The following is a 15419-nucleotide window of genomic DNA, read 5'->3' as shown; positions in this document are numbered from 1 at the left end:
CTTCAGGGCCGGAAAGAACGCATCATCACGCGCGTCGCCAAAATCGAGGAGCGGCTGCTCATCAGCGCCCGCGTCCGCGTACTCCCAAGGGGTTCGTCGCCTTTGCGTAGTGGCAGACCGAGTGCGATCGGGTCGAGGGAGTAGCGCTTCAGCACCCGCCGGATGCGCTCGATCGCGTCACCGTGTACACGCTCGACCTCCGCCGACGTCAGAGGGTCCGCGGGCAGAAAGACGGGAGACTCGAAAGCGCTGCGCGTGACGTACACACCGTCCAGGTAGAGGGAGTGGAAGTGAACATTTAATCCCAACGGAGATTCAAAACGCTGCGTCGAATTCACGGCGCCAACGTCGAGCCGGACCGGGGATAACGCGGCCTCATCGTGCTTCCATCGAACAGGGAAGCGCTGAATCCCACCGCTCTGGAAGACGGCGGCGCCGTGCTTCTGGACGATTAGCTGGAAGTAGTCGCGCCAGAGCAGCTCGAACGTCATCCAGTACGTGGACTCGTTCGCGCCCTCGCTCTCCTCATAGGCGGCGACGGCGGCCTGGACCATTCGGCACGAGACGCAACCGAGCGCCAGCCACGGCGAGAGCTTCGAGGAGTCGTTCAGCGCGACGAGGCCGTTGCGGGTCTCCTTGTAGGTGGCGAGGTGCCCGCCGTCGACGAAAGCCTTGAGTCGGGATTGGCCGGCGGACTCGCCACCTCGGAAGCGCATGACGGCCCGCGGGTCGTCGGTGGGATCCTCGAGTCCCAGGTCGGCGAGGGTCGGGATGGGCTCCGGGTCGAGTGTGGGTCTCCCTGGTAAGCGAGCGGGCGCTTCTAGCGGTTTGGCGATGGTGCCCTCGCGCTCGACGATCTTCCGGAAGGAGGAGAAGACCTCGGGTACTTCCTCCAGCGGGAAGGGATACGCGTCGTGCAGGGTCCGATCGTGGTGCTCCTGCAGAGTCACGCCGATCTCCTCCAGGCCGAGCTTCACGCTGGCCTCGACGAGGTGTTCCTCGGTCCCCACGAGCCCGTGCAGGTGGAGCGCGCTCCAGCCGTTGGCGCGCGCGAGCTCGACTAGCAGGCGAGCCGGCGATCCGCGTCGGACGATCAGATCCGACCCGAGCCGTCGGAGGCTCGCCCTCAGCTCGTCCAGCGCTTCCAGGAGAAACCGTGCACGGAACGCACCCGTGCGTGGGCATCCGAGCCGCGGCGTCCACCCGAACTCCCGCTCGTCGAAGCAGTAGACGCCGACGAGGGACGTCTCGGCCCGTCGCGCCTCTGCCGCAGCCGCCAGGAGGGCAGGATGGTCCGAGACTCGCAGGTCCTGCCTGAACCACACCGCGACCGGGCCGGAGCCATTCTCGTTCATGAGGGGACGTTCGTGGCGATTGTCGGTTCGGACGCGGGCCTCGTCAGGATTTCGTGTGATGCGAGGACCAGAGTTCAGTGCGCTTGGCCGACAATGACCGCATGCGCTACTTGATTCCTCGCATCTTGCTCGCCTCGGCGGCAGCTCTCTCCCCGAGCTGTTCTTCCGATTCCGACGTGCCCTACGATCCCTCGCCGACGCCCTTTACCTTCTACTACTGCTCCAACCGGACCGGGAACTTCGAGATCTACCTGAGCACTGACGGGGTGAGCGAGCAGCTCACGAACGATCCCCTGGTGGATTCCTGGTGGCCGCGCGCGTCCCCGGACTCGAGCACGCTCCTCTTCTATCGAAGCGACGTGGCCGACCGTCCGCCGACAGGATCGGGCAACAACAACTACGGGTTCGCGTCGCTGTGGATGCTGGCCCGCGGGACGGGTCAGCTCACGGAGCGGATCGCGGAGGGGGCCAATGGCTGGAGCACCCAGGGTGTGGCTGACTGGTCGCCTGATGGGACCCAGATCGTGATGGCGGCCCAGTCGATGCCCGATGGCAATCGCTGGCACATTTTCGTGACCGACGCGCTCGGCGCCAACGCGACCAGGATCTCCACGCGGACCTCGTTCTACCTCGACCCTTCGTGGTCGCCCGATGGAACTAAGATCGTCTGCTCGGCGTTTCCCGACGGCTACAACGGCATCGACGTGACGAACCTCGAGATCCACACCATGGACGCCGATGGCTCGAACGAGCTGCGACTCACGACCGACAGCTTTCGTGATCACGATCCGTACTGGTCCCCCGACGGCACGGAGATCGCCTTCGAGACCGACATCGATCCGACGTTCAACGGTGTCGGGCGCTGGGCGCTTCGCGGCGTGACCGCCAACGGCGTCACGGTCCGAACGATCCTGGAAGACGGCCAGATCAACACGCTTCCGCAGTGGAGCTACAACGGCGACGTTCTCTACTTTCACCGGTTCGTATTCGGAGCGCCCACGGCATTTCGAATCGCGAGGGTGAACCGCGACGGAACAGGCCTCGCTTATCTGACGGCCGGTGGCAGTTACGACGACTCGGACTTCGCCCACACGAACTTCATGTACCTCCGATCTGGCGGCATCGCGACCCAGGAGGACTGGTTCCATTTCGAGTTCCCGGACGCCGTGAGCGGCGGTTCCCCCTACCGCGAACCCGGGTACTTCGCGAACGAGCCCACCCGCCGATCGCGCGGACGTTAGAGTTCGCGGGTGTCGACTCCGCCCAGCCAGATCTCTGCCGAGGTCCCTTTTGCGCCCTTCGAGGGCGTCCGGGACCTCATGGGCCGCCCAGGGGCGGTCGTGATTGACCTGCGCGCACCGTCTGAATTCGCCGTCGACCACCTTCCCGGTGCGGTCAATGTGCCGCTCTTCGAGGACCAGACCCGGTCGTTCGTGGGCCTTCTCTACAAGCAGTTCAGCCCGGAGGCGGCGTTCCAGGAAGGGCGCGACGGATAGGAACTCCAAGCGGTGTGTCGACACGCCAGTCGCCGTAGCCTGGGGCCCGATTCACCGCTACCCCCATCCTCACCGGCCACTCGGGAGCGCCCGAGCGGCCATCGGCCTCTTCGGTGAGCGGAACTCGCCCGATTTCCCCCTCTCCGAACGGCACCGCTGGATCGCTTCACCACGACCTGCAGCCAGCACCCTTCCCAAGGCGCTGGCTGTTCTTATTTCACCGAGCCCGATAGCCCGCGCGCTGCTTTGCTGCGCCCTACTTCCCGAAGTCCGGCCGCCCCTGCCGAGGCGGCATCGGTATTCGGACCTCGGGCTCTGCCGGTGGGGAACGGCTCGGCCCTGGCGATGACGGGTCTCCCCCACCGGGCGAATCGGATGACCTCCTCGCTGCCGCTCTCACCCCCTCCAGCACCTTCCGCGCTGTCTCCGGATCTGTGATCACGGAGATCATGTGCCTGCGCCCGCGGCAGCGCGGGCGCTTGAGAACATCTTCCGAAAACACCCGCTTCAGAAGATCTGCCCAGCGGATGTACCTCTGGTCCTTCGACGGCTCCCCCGCACTCTTCGAGCCGTCTTCATCGGCGACGTCCACATCCTTCGGCTCCTTCCGAACCACGGGACGCGGCACCACCAGATCACGCAATGATGAGGCCGGGGCCAGCACTCCCTGATACGTCAGCTGATGCTCGCGCGGATGCGGCGCGAGCGCCGCCAGTCGAGCCATGAACTGGTACGGCGTCATGACGAAGCCCTTGGTCCCATCACGCCAGGCCTTGCGCAGCAGCCACGAGACCATCCCATCGGGACGGACATCGAAGCGCTCGAGGCTGATGGCGGGCCTCGTCACATAGCGGCAGAGCTTCTCCAGTTGCGCCCGCTGACCCTTCCGGATCAGCGTCGCCGCATGCAACGAGAACCCGTCAGCATTCACCACCAGTGGAGGCGGCACGTACTGACTCCCCCAACCCGACGACTGGAACGCAAGGCCGAGATCAGGGTCGATGAGGCGCTTCAGCGGCTGCCCAGCACCAGGACCGAAAGGCACCAGTGACTTCACCGAGGCAGCCTTCAGGGCCGGAAAGTACGCATCATCACGCGCGACGCCAAAGTCGAGAAGCGGCTGCTCATCAGCGCTCGCGTCCGCGTACTCCCAAGGGGGGTCGTCGCCTTTGCGTAGTGGCAGACCGAGTGCGATCGGGTCGAGGGAGTAGCGCTTCAGCACCCGACGGATGCGCTCGATCGCGTCGCCGTGCACACGCTCGACCTCCGCCGACGTCAGAGGGTCCGCGGGCAGAAAGACGGGAGACTCGAAAGCGCTGCGCGTGACGTACACACCGTCCAGGTAGAGGGAGTGGAAGTGAACATTTAATCCCAGCTGGACCGCGACGATGCCGACGACCCAGCGGCCGATCGGCTGACCCAGGAGGGCTCCACGCCGGGAACCCTGCTCTACATGGCCCCGGAGCAGCTCGAAACCGGCGCCCATGACGCGCGCTCCGAGGTCTACGCGCTGGGCGCCACGCTCTTCGAACTCCTGACCCTCCAGCCCCCTTTCCGCGGCGAGAACCGGTCCGCGACCGAACAGCTCATCCGGCGAGGCCAGCTCGTTTCCCCGCGCAAGCTCAACCCATCCATCACGCGTGACGTCGAGGCCATCGTCCGAAAGGCGATGGCCACCGACCCGACGCGCCGCTACGTCGACTGCGCGGCGTTCGCGAGCGACCTCCAGAACGCGCTCGATCGCCGCCCGGTCTCGGCGAGGCCCGACGGAGCGCTCTACCGCCTGCGTTGCTGGGCCAGGCGCCAGCCCACGCTCGCGCTGGTGTCAGGCGCAGCCGCACTCCTGGCGATCGGCGCGCCGGCGGCGATCATGGTCCAGCAGAAGCGCCACGCCGACGACATGACGCGCGCGTTCGAGGAGGAGCGCGCCGCCCGCCTCGCCGCCGAGGACATGTCCGACTTCATGATCGACGTCCTGGAGTCCGCCGACCCGAACGTCGCGAAGCCGACGCCGGCGGTCGAGCAGATCCTCGCCCGCAGCGTCAAGAGCCTCGATCAACGCCTACTTCAGTGGCCCGAACGTCGGGCGGAGGCCCAACGCGTGCTGGGACGAATCTACGGCACGCTCGGACTCTACACCGAGGGCGCCAGCCTCCTCTCCGAGTCGGTCGCCGCGCTCGAAGACCAGCTGGCCAGGGCCGAAGCCACTGAAGGCAAGGAGGACCGCCGCAAGGCCGTGCTCGCACGACTCGTGGAGTCGAGAAGCGCCTACGCCCGGGTGCTCGAACTCGGGGGCGACAACGTCAGCTCCTACCGCGAGCGCGAGAAGCTGGCCGCAGAGATGGCCGCCCAGTGGCCCCCCAACCACTGGCGAACCCTCCGCGCGCGCGCGAACTACCTGCGCCTCGCGAGCGGCCTCCCCGACACCGCGTTCGAGAACGCGCCGCGGCCCACCACCGCCGAGGTCCAGGAAGCCCTCCGCGCCGCCGCCCGAGCTCTCGACAAGAGCGACGACGCCCGCCCCGAAATCATCGCCGCGACCCAGGGCTGGCTCGGCACCCTCCTCGTCCAGGAATCCCAACCCCTCCCACCGGCCGACCGCGCTCCCCTCCTGGCCGAAGCGCGCACGGCGATGGAGAAGAGCCTGGCAGCCTTCGAGAAGACCAACGACCCAGGTTCGCTCGACGAAGCGACCGCGCGCAACGCGTACGGTCTGATCCTGAAGCACCAGGGCGACCTCGAAGGCTGCGAGTCGCAGTACCGAGCCGCGTACACAATCTTCGAAGACCGCCTCGGCCCCGACAACCCAAGCCTGGGAGTCGCCAGCCTCAACATGGCGGGCCTCCTCGAAGCGAGAGGCAACGCGGACGAGGCGATCACAATGTGCGAACGCGCGTGCGAGATCTTCAGCGCGGTCTACGAGCCCGATCACCCCTTCAGCGTCCACGCCATCGGCAACCTCGCCGGCACGCGCTACCGAGCGGGCCAGCATGAAGGGCTGATCGAGCTCTACGACGACGTGATCGCCAGACAGATCGCCGCCTACCCCGAGTCCCATCCATTCCCGCCGGCGAGCTACGAACAGCGCGGAATGCTACGTCTCGCGAAGGGTGATCTCGAAGGAGCCAGGGCAGACCTGACAGAGGCCCTGCGACGCTATCGACTCCAGCCCAGGGCGACGGAGGACTCCGCGCCGGTGGTCCGAACGCGAACGAAACTCGAGTCATTCTGAACGGCTGTCAGGACCAAGGCAGACCGCACCGACACATTATGTCATGGCGGGTAGAAGCCTTACGGGCTCGTGCCACTTCCGCAAATCGCTAAAGTCGGCGATCACCGCGCTGAGGAGTGGCGGAAGCGACGACGGGTGGGTACCGCACACCCGAAGAGCGGGTGGAGAAATATCCTGGGGCAGCCACACAAAGGCGCGAGGGTAAAGCGCTCTTTCAAACTGCCTGCTAGGCTGAGGGTTCACCGACCAGCGCCAGGAGACCCTCCCATGACTCCGCCAACTAGCACGCGACTCGCCCGCTCCGTGAACATGGCCGCAATGGCAGCAGCTGGGAGCGGTAGTGCCACAGCATACTCAGCGGGCGAGCACTTCTCAGGGTGGAAGCTCTATGGCGTTGGGTTCGCAGCCGCCTTATTCGCCGCCATCTTGTTCGGCGCGCTCGCTTTCCTGATGCAACGGCCTGACGGTGAGGCTCACTAACTCGCTGGAGACAACACCCGCGGCTCGGAGCCGTGCCAGGGAGTGGCACACTTTAGACCCGCCGAGTAGTCACCGGGAAGCGCGACAACTACCTTGGCACTCACCGAGGCCAGGATGGCTCCCGTGTCGCCATAACGATCAGTTCTAGACCTGCATCGGGCCATCGATCAGCGCTTCTTCGGGAACCTGGCCGTTCATGGGGTCGACGCAATGCGGGCAGTTGAAGACCAGATGTGCCCCGCTGCCCTGGTGACTCCTCCCCTTGGCGGCCGCCTCGAACTGGGCGCGCGTGACGGCTTGGCAGGTCTTGGTCTCTTCGGCATTCGCGAGAGGTGAATGGACCTCGGTCGAGCGCCCTGGGATGCAGCTCGTGGATGCCGCCAGGGTCATCGCCGCCATGCAAGCGCGGGCCGCGATGAGAGGCGACGGGCTCACTTGCGCAGCTCCGTCGTCGCCGCGTCCAGGCCCGCCAGGGTCAGGGGCATCATTCGGCCCTTCACCAGCCGGAAGATCAGGTTGATCGACGGCGTGTAGCGCCAGCCCTCTTCGCGGACCGGGTTGATTCATTTCAGCCCGCCTGCGGCGGATGGCAGCCAAGCAAAAAACCACCACTCACAACCTCTGGGTACGCCAGCAGATGCTCGTCCGGGTGAGGCTCCTCTCGGCGTGGCTCCACTTCGTTCGGAAAGCTGGCGGAACTGGGTCGGGTACGGTACTGCGGTACTGCCGCAGACGAGGCGATCGCGATGATCGAACGCGCGTGCGAGATCTTCCGACTGGCTGGCAATGCTCCACGTGGCGGTGCGGACCCGGAGCCACTTCCGCAAGTCGTTGGAGTCGGCGAACACCGCGCTGAGGAATGGCGGAATCGGCTACGGGTCGGTACAGCCACGCTGCCCATTCCCTACGGCGGACTGCCTGTGGGCCCGATGTTTGATATCGGGGGCACGGGCACTTCCAGTTCTGGTTCCGCGACCAAAGCGCCGGCGCCGCGACATCGAACACGACCGACGGAATCACAATCGTTTTCGCGCCCTGATCGGGGCGCTTCTCTACTGACGCCGATAGGTGTCAGCCTCCCAGCTCATCGCCTGGCTCGCTCCGTTGTTCTCGATGAGCTTCAGCTTTCCGTCCACGAGCAGGATCCTGGACGTCGCCAGCGTCCTGTGCCTGATGGGATCCACCCGCGCGGACGGATAGAGCTGCACCTCACCATCGACCAGGTCCCAGGTGCCCGCATTCGCCTCGTCGATCTGACCGCAGTAAGAGTCCATACGGAACCAGGCGAAGCTGGGCTCGGCAGACTCCCCCCGCTGGTCGAGGATCAAGGACGTCACCATGAGTCCATCGTTGCAGCTGTGGGTGCCGAGGAGCGGCCGTCTATCGGCGACCGAGGAGACCTGCACAACGGGCGCGCCGATCTCCTGGAAAGAGCTCAGGAGCGATCGAGCAGGAGCCAGCGCAGCCGCGGGCTCATCGCCCAGGGAAAGCGCCTCCTCGGAGCAAGCGGCGCACGACAAGAGCCAGAGCAGCATCAGTGGAACGGCGCGGATGGGCGAACCCAAGGAGCACGAACCGGGAGTACTGCGGCACGCGGTCATACCTCGGATACGCCCGCGACCGCCCCGTGTTGGAATCCAGAGGCTCGATTCAGGAGTTTCTCGGTGATTCGCTGTCCCGGAACTTCTGTTCGGGGTGTGAGCCCTGGACCGGCGGATAGAGTCGCCGTCCGCCAGCTCCCGCTTCGCCCCGATCTCCCTCCGACGTGCCCGACTTCAGCCCTACCAGTGAAAGCCCCACCACGGGCCTCGAAGGGATCCTCCAGCAGATGGATCGCGTCCGCGCGATGGCGCGCGTCCTCGTGCAGGACGCATCGGACGCGGACGACCTGGTGCAGAGCGCCGTGGTCGCGGCATTGCGGAATGAACAGCCCCTCGGTGGATCCCCCATGGCGTGGATGCGCGTGGTGCTGCGAAACTTGCAGCGGAACGAGGCGCGCGGCCGACGCTCCCGCGCCCAGCGGGAGGCCGAGTCCGCGCGGTCCGAGGTCGTCCAATCGGCGGGTGAGGGCGCGGAGAGCGCCGAGCTGGCTCGCGATGTGGCCGAGGCCGTGCTCGCGCTGCGCGAACCCTACCGCACGGTCATCACCCTGCGACATTTCGAGGACCTGCCACCCCGCGAGATCGCGCTACGAACGGGCACGAATGTGGAGGCGGTCCGCAAGCAGATCACGCGCGGTCAGACCGAGCTGCAGCACCGGCTCGAAGCCCGCTACGGCGACCGAGGCGCGTGGGCCGTCGCGCTTCTGCCGCTGACTGGCCGGGACGGCGTCGGGCTCGGACTCTCCGCGATGGGTGCTGGCGGGTTCCTCGTCCGTGGGATCGGGCTCCTCCTTCTGGTCGGCGCAGCGCTGCTCGGGGTTTGGACCATGCTCGACAGCGCGCCTCCAGCCAACCCGACCTGGATGGATCCCGTCTCTCCCTTGGTCGCCGTGGATCCAGGAGCGCCGGCGACAGCCACCACGCTTCCCGGCCCGCGCGCACTGGATGTGCCGAGGGTGGCAGGCGTCGAACAAGCCGTTCCGCATGCTGTCGCAACGCCCGATGGGTCCGAAGCCGCCAGCAGCGAGTCAGCTCCAGCGCCCCAGACCTTTCGGGCTCAGGTGGTCGACCTCAAAGGGCAGTCACTCCCCGGGGTCGAGCTGAAATGGGTCCAGCGTGGCCGCCAGAGCGTGCAGACCAGCGCCAACTCGACCACTTACGAGGAGCTACCCGCCTGGCGGTGGCGCCGTGTCCGCCTCGTCTCGGACCCAGGGGGCTGGATTCAAATCGACAGGTACCCGAGTGAGGAGAAGCTCAACGAGACCTGGGCCCTGGAGGATGAGACCCGGACGATCCTGGGGATCGCCGTCGACATGGCGGACCGCCATCTCATCGTCGTGGCCCCTGCGGTCCGGATCAGCGGGACCGTGCTCGACACGGAAGGGAACCCCGTCCCGGGGATCCGCGTCGGCTTCAGCGCTTCGATCGACTCGCTCACCACATTTCCGTGGATGATCAAACGGGAGCACTCTGTCCCTGGAGTGACCACCCACTATCGGCAGGACGGGGCTTTCCGCATCGAGCGGGCACCTACCCACCCGGACTTCCGAATCCAGGTCATCCAGGGGAGTCTCTACCTCGCGGATCTACCTCCCCCCCTGTTGGATACACCGAATTTCGACGTGGTCGTTCCGGCCCGTTCGGGCACAGCTGATCCGAAGGAGCGATCGTATCGTATCCACGGCCGGGTCGAGGATGCTGCGGGCGCCGGCCTACCCGGAGTCCTGGTGCGGTGCGGAGGCCGTGAGACCCGAAGCGACGCGCGCGGTGACTTCCGGTTCGAGTTCACCGGGACGTTCGAAGACGAGCTTTCGCTAATCGCGCGGCGCGCGGACGGATGGTTCACCACGGGAGTCGGTCCCACCATGGCGGAAGCACGCTCGGATGGAGTCACCGCTCCGGTCACATTGCGCTTTCCAGAGCGGACGCTGGGGTTCTTGGGGCAGGTCGTCGACGCCGGGGGTGCGCCCCTGAAGGGCATGAACGTGTACGTGGTCGACGGCACCCAGCTCGGTCGCAACACCTTCGCGTGGTTCGAGCACTGGCGCCAGGGAGCGGATTGGCTGGACCCGTTCCAGACCGATGCCCGAGGCCTGTTTCGAGTCCCCCACGTGCTCGACCGCCCGTACTGGCTCCGGGTCATCGACCCACGCACGCTCTTCGTGCACGACGTGAAGGGTGTCCGAGCCAGCGATGGACTGATTCGCATCCGGCTCCCTGCGGATCGAACTCTCCCCGAGGTGAAGGGCGTCGTGCTCGATCACTTCGGCCAGCCCGTTCCGAAGGCAAGAGTGATGGTCAGAGCGGAGATCATGATGACGCTAGATCGGCGCACCGCCGCGACGTGCACGGATCCGGTTCTGACGAATGCCGCCGGTGAATTCCTGCTCCGGGACGTCCCGTGGCGTGACGTCGAGCTCCAGGTGCTGCCTCCTGACGGCATCGGTGCGACTGCCGCCACCGCGCCGCTCGACGCTGGCTCTGCTGTGGGGCTCATCCAGCTCTCACTCGATCTGGAGTGCCGTCTGCGCCTGGCTCTCCCGGGGCGCCCGGACGTGGAAGCGCTGGAGTTTCTCTCCGACGCCGGAGAGCCGGCCAGGGTGATCCAACGAACCCCGTCCTACAAGAGCTACACGGAGCACATCGAGCTCCCGAAGGACCGCCGCGCCCTTAGACTGGACGTCAGACAGAGCACCTCGACCCTGGTCCTCGTGGGAGCGACGGGCGAACTGGAGCGCATTCCGCTTCACCTCCTCGCGGGCGAGGACAACGCGATCGAGCTCTGAAGTCCGAGGGGCCGGTATTCCGTACCTTTGGTCGCGGAACGGTACTGCGGTACGGTACTGCGCCAGTCTTCTCGTCGAGTTCTTCCATGTCGCGATCCAGCGATGAGCTCGTTGCCGCCTTCCCCCCCATGTGGGCCGAGGGGGAAGGACGGGATCAACGGATAGGAACTCCAAGCGGTGTGTCGACACGCCAGTCGCCGTAGCCTGGGGCCCGATTCACCGCTACCCCCATCCTCACCGGCCACTCGGGAGCGCCCGAGCGGCCATCGGCCTCTTCGGTGAGCGGAAATCGCCCGATTTCCCCCTCTCCGAACGGCACCACCGGTTCGCTTCACCACGACCTGCAGCCAGCACCCTCCCCAAGGCGCTGGCTGTTCTTATTTCACCGAGCCCGATAGCCCGCGCGCTGCTTTGCTGCGCCCTACTTCCCGAAGTCCAGCCGCCCCTGCCGAGGCGGCATCGGTATTCGGACCTCGGGCTCTGCCGGTGGGGAACGGCTCGGCCCTGGCGATGACGGGTCTCCCCCACCGGGCGAATCGGATGACCTCCTCGCTGCCGCTCTCACCCCCCTCCAGCACCTTCCGCGCTGTCTCCGGATCCGTGATCACGGAGATCATGTGCCGACGCCCGCGGCAGCGCGGGCGCTTGAGAACATCTTCCGAAAACACCCGCTTCAGAAGATCTGCCCAGCGGATGTACCTCTGGTCCTTCGACGGCTCCCCCGCACTCTTCGAGCCGTCTTCATCGGCGACGTCCACATCCTTCGGCTCCTTCCGAACCACGGGACGCGGCACCACTTGATCACGCAATGATGAGGCCGGGGCCAGCACTCCCTGATACGTCAGCTGATGCTCGCGCGGATGCGGCGCGAGCGCCGCCAGTCGAGCCATGAACTGGTACGGCGTCATGACGAAGCCCTTGGTCCCATCACGCCAGGCCTTGCGTAGCAGCCACGAGACCATCCCATCGGGACGCACCTCGAAGCGTTCGAGACTGATGGCGGGCCTCGTCACATAGCGGCAGAGCTTCTCCAGCTGCGCCCGCTGGCCCTTCCGGATCAGCGTCGCCGCATGCAACGAGAACCCGTCAGCGCTCACCACCAGTGGAGGCGGCACGTACTGACTCCCCCAACCCGACGACTGGAACGCAAGGCCGAGATCAGGGTCGATGAGGCGCTTCAGCGGCTGCCCAGCACCAGGACCGAAAGGCACCAGTGACTTCACCGAGGCAGCCCTCAGGGCCGGAAAGTACGCATCATCACGCGCGACGCCAAAGTCGAGAAGCGGCTGCTCATCAGCGCCCGCGTCCGCGTACTCCCAAGGGGGGTCGTCGCCTTTGCGTAGGGGCAGACCGAGTGCGATCGGGTCGAGGGAGTAGCGCTTCAGCACCCGACGGATGCGCTCGATCGCGTCGCCGTGCACACGCTCGACCTCCGCCGACGTCAGAGGGTCCGCGGGCAGAAAGACGGGAGACTCGAAAGCGCTGCGCGTGACGTACACACCGTCCAGGTAGAGGGAGTGGAAGTGAACATTTAATCCCAACGAAGATTCAAAACGCTGCGTCGAATTCACGGCGCCAACGTCGAGCCGGACCGGGGATTCAGGAATGGAAGGTGCGGCTTCCTCTGGGTCAACCTCTGCGTCGCCTTGCACTTGTTGCTATATTCGGGCGGAACATAACACCGATACCGAGCCAGACCCGAAGTCGCCCACTTCCCCCCTACCCGTGGGGGTCGCAGGCGAAACAGTCGGCGGCAGGTCGCCCCTCTGGTCCACCGGGCTGGAGCCTCCCCGTGCCGTTGAGGAGACCGCATGGGGCCAGCTCCGTCCCTGAGTGGTGCGGGGCTCGATTTTGCCCATTTGGCCTGCGGGTGATCTCGATGGAATGCGGTGAAGCGGCACGAGCGTCGCATTGGACGTTCTCTCCTCCTGCCCTTCTTTCCCCCTTCGCCGGCTTCCCCATGCTGCCTCCCCTGCCACTCTCCTCGGTCTTCACGCTCCTCCTCAGCGCGCTCCTCGGCGCGACAAGCGCATTCCCCGAGGAGCTGGAGACCGCCCATGTTTCCTCCGGGGTAGCCGGGACCTTTGCCGGTCAAGCGACCAGCCCTTCGGATCTCCCTGTCGAGTGCCTCGATCCGCGTTCGATGCTGCACTTCACTCCACACGACGACGGGATGTGGGTGCGCGGTCGCAGCTACAAGGCGCGCATCGCGGAGTCCGGGTTCACCTACGTTCCCTATCTCGGGCCGTCAGCTCCGCGCAACTTCCCCGTCGAGTTTCGACTGAATGCAGCGACTCTTGCGGAGGAGCCGCTGTTCCTGAACGACGTCGCTGTCGTCCATCGGGCGGGTTCGCGCTTCGTGCTCGATCGCGGACCGGTCGATGTCATCTACGACATGGCGCTGGACTCCGTCGAGCAGAGCTTCGCGGTGGAGGCCGCCGGTGCGACCGGAGACCTCGTCCTGACTCTTGAAGTTACGAGTGAGTTGCGCGGGGTGCAGAACCAGCTCGGCCTGCGCTTCGGCGGCGAGTTCGGCGGGATCACGTACGGTTCAGCCGTCGTGCTCGACGGTGTCGGTCGCCGGGCGGATGTCCCCATGCACTGGAGCGGATCCGAACTGACCCTGATCGTTCCAGCGTCCTTCCTGCGCACCGCAGAAGGCCCGATCGTGGTGGATCCGATCATCTACACCTTCACGGTCGACAATAGCTCGGGCGACCAGGACTACCCGGATATCAGCTACGACTCGACCACCGATCGCTTCACCGTCGTGTACGAAGACATGTTCTCCGGCACCGACACCGACATCTATCGGACCACGATCACCTCGACGGGCGGCTTTGCGAGCGCCGGGTACATCGAGAGCGGTACGGACGAGTGGACGGCTCCGAGTGTTGCGAACTTGAACGCGACCAATACGACGCTCGTGGTCGCGCAGAGGATCAACCCCTTCACGGGACTCTCCGAGATCGTGGGTCGCACACTGAATGAAGTGACGGGAGCGCTGGGTGCAGTCCTCGTCATCGGGGATGCGTTGGCCAGCTACCAGAACTACCGCCCGGACGTCGGCGGAAACTCGTCGACCTCTGGCATCTCGGTCTTCCTCGTCGCGTGGGAGCGTAGATTCAGCGCGACGCAGTCCGCGCCGCGCTACCGCACCGTCGCGGCGGACGGGACCCTGGGGAGTATCGTGTTCCTGGATGGCGGCGTGAACATGCTCGCCGAAGAGGTCAGGGTCTCCAAGTCGACGGGCGATCCCTCGAACGTCAATCTCTGGAACGTGGCCTATCGTCGTGAGAACCTGGCGACGGACCGAGACGAGATCGTGACCGTGCAGGTCATGGCGTCTGGCGCCGTGCTCAACGGTCCGAGCGTCGCTTACCTCGGCGCCGTCGGTCAGAGACTGTGCGAGATCGATGTGTCCGATGGGATCCGCTGCATGGGGCAGGTCCCGAGCTTCGCTGTCACGTTCGACGACTACAGCCTTGGATACAACGACGCCACCATTCTGCTCTGTCGAGGGACCGGGTTGCTCCGAGAGTTCAACCTGACCACGACCGAGCACGCCAACATCATCCCGGATCAAGCCAGGGTTCAGCTCTCGACGACGCCCAACTCATTCCTGGCCACCTACTTCGAGGCCGTCCCGACGAACTTCGGGTACCACGTGTACGAGACCTCTTTCACCCAGGTGGAAGGCAACACGGTCGGGATCTCTGAAAGGCGCTCGCTGGTCGGCATCACGCTGGGTGCCTACCGCGGGGCTCCAGCCATCGCATCGCGCGCATCGGGTGGACTCGACAGTCGGATCAGCGCGGTCGTCTGGGCACGCCGCGACCTGGCCAACCTCGACTACGAGATCGACGGGGCGATCCACTTCGACTCCAACGGACCCGCGGTGGGTGCTCAGTACTGCTACGGAAACCCGAATAGCAGCGGTGACCGCGGCTTCATCGCGCTCTACGGTTCGGGAACGCCCACCGGGCAGATGACGGCCATCGCCTCTGCGCTTCCCCCCAATGTCTTCGGGTACTTCCTCACCAGCCGGTCCACCGGCTACGTGGCGAACCCTGGCGGGAGCGCGGGAGTGCTCTGCCTGGGGGGATCCATCGGGCGCTACTCCAACTCCGTGATGTCGAGTGGGTCGTTCGGTGAGATCTCGATGGTGCTCAACCCCACCATGCTGCCCACGCCGACAGGGCCCGCGGCCGCCGTTTCCGGGCAGTCATGGAGTTTCCAGCTCTGGCACCGCGATTCCGCGGGATCGACAGCGACCTCGAACTTCACGAATGCCGTGTCGATTCAGTTCCTTTGATACCGTGCAGCACCTTGCGGCCGCGCCTGGTGAACCAAGGGGACGGGACCTCCACCTGGGGGAATTCCCTTAGAAAAGGGCGGGCAATGATTGAGTCAGAAGCCATCCAGGCCCGATACCTACGCGGGTGCGTCCGCTCGCGTCCCGAGCCGCT

10 protein-coding genes are annotated in these 15419 nt (G+C 65.8%); 5 read left to right on the top strand and 5 right to left on the bottom strand.

All coding sequences use genetic code 11. From position 1 onward, the window contains the following. Positions 1-2: 2 nt before the first annotated feature. Positions 3-1355 carry a deoxyribodipyrimidine photo-lyase gene (locus tag Poly30_RS01195; RefSeq protein WP_145194197.1) on the bottom strand — a complete coding sequence of 451 codons (1353 nt, stop codon included), beginning with the start codon at positions 1353-1355 and terminating at the stop codon, positions 3-5. 101 nt (positions 1356-1456) lie between these two features. Between Poly30_RS01195 and Poly30_RS01190 the strand changes: the two genes are divergently transcribed. Beyond that, complete coding sequence (locus Poly30_RS01190) at positions 1457-2596, top strand: TolB family protein (protein WP_145194196.1); 1140 nt, start codon at positions 1457-1459, stop codon at positions 2594-2596. Positions 2597-2605: 9 nt separating this feature from the next. Next, complete coding sequence (locus Poly30_RS01185; protein WP_419190807.1) at positions 2606-2851, top strand: rhodanese-like domain-containing protein; 246 nt, start codon at positions 2606-2608, stop codon at positions 2849-2851. A gap of 256 nt (positions 2852-3107) precedes the next feature. Here Poly30_RS01185 and Poly30_RS01180 read toward each other — a convergent pair whose 3' ends face one another. After that, the gene (locus tag Poly30_RS01180) at positions 3108-4337 is read right to left on the bottom strand and encodes a transposase (RefSeq protein WP_145194195.1); all 1230 of its coding nucleotides are present in this window, start codon (positions 4335-4337) and stop codon (positions 3108-3110) included. Between Poly30_RS01180 and Poly30_RS01175 the strand changes: the two genes are divergently transcribed. Continuing rightward, entirely contained in the window at positions 4305-6083 is a 1779-nt protein-coding gene (locus Poly30_RS01175; protein ID WP_145194194.1) for a tetratricopeptide repeat protein, read from the top strand. The genes Poly30_RS01180 and Poly30_RS01175 overlap by 33 nt on opposite strands. 624 nt (positions 6084-6707) lie before the next feature. Here Poly30_RS01175 and Poly30_RS01170 read toward each other — a convergent pair. After that, positions 6708-6998 carry a hypothetical protein gene (locus Poly30_RS01170; RefSeq protein WP_145194193.1) on the bottom strand — a complete coding sequence of 97 codons (291 nt, stop codon included), beginning with the start codon at positions 6996-6998 and terminating at the stop codon, positions 6708-6710. A 617-nt stretch (positions 6999-7615) separates the two neighbouring features. Beyond that, the gene (locus tag Poly30_RS01165) at positions 7616-8098 is read right to left on the bottom strand and encodes a hypothetical protein (protein WP_145194192.1); all 483 of its coding nucleotides are present in this window, start codon (positions 8096-8098) and stop codon (positions 7616-7618) included. Positions 8099-8328: 230 nt separating this feature from the next. Here Poly30_RS01165 and Poly30_RS01160 point away from each other — a divergent pair, with 230 nt between their 5' ends. Continuing rightward, positions 8329-10950: a sigma-70 family RNA polymerase sigma factor gene (locus tag Poly30_RS01160; RefSeq protein ID WP_145194191.1), complete on the top strand. Its 2622-nt coding sequence runs from the start codon at positions 8329-8331 to the stop codon at positions 10948-10950. Between the two features lie 377 nt (positions 10951-11327). Here the strand turns inward: Poly30_RS01160 and Poly30_RS01155 are convergent, their stop codons facing one another. After that, positions 11328-12521, bottom strand: coding sequence for a transposase (locus tag Poly30_RS01155; protein WP_145194190.1), 1194 nt, complete (start codon positions 12519-12521; stop codon positions 11328-11330). Positions 12522-12910: 389 nt separating this feature from the next. Between Poly30_RS01155 and Poly30_RS01150 the strand changes: the two genes are divergently transcribed. Further along, positions 12911-15265 (top strand): hypothetical protein, encoded by a 2355-nt coding sequence (locus tag Poly30_RS01150; RefSeq protein WP_145194189.1) that lies wholly within the window; start codon positions 12911-12913, stop codon positions 15263-15265. The last annotated feature ends 154 nt before the right edge of the window (positions 15266-15419 follow it).

Origin of the sequence: Saltatorellus ferox (assembly GCA_007751475.1) — a bacterium.
In the GTDB taxonomy this organism is placed as follows: Bacteria; Planctomycetota; UBA1135; order UBA1135.
This window is presented reverse-complemented; position numbering and strand designations above follow the sequence as displayed.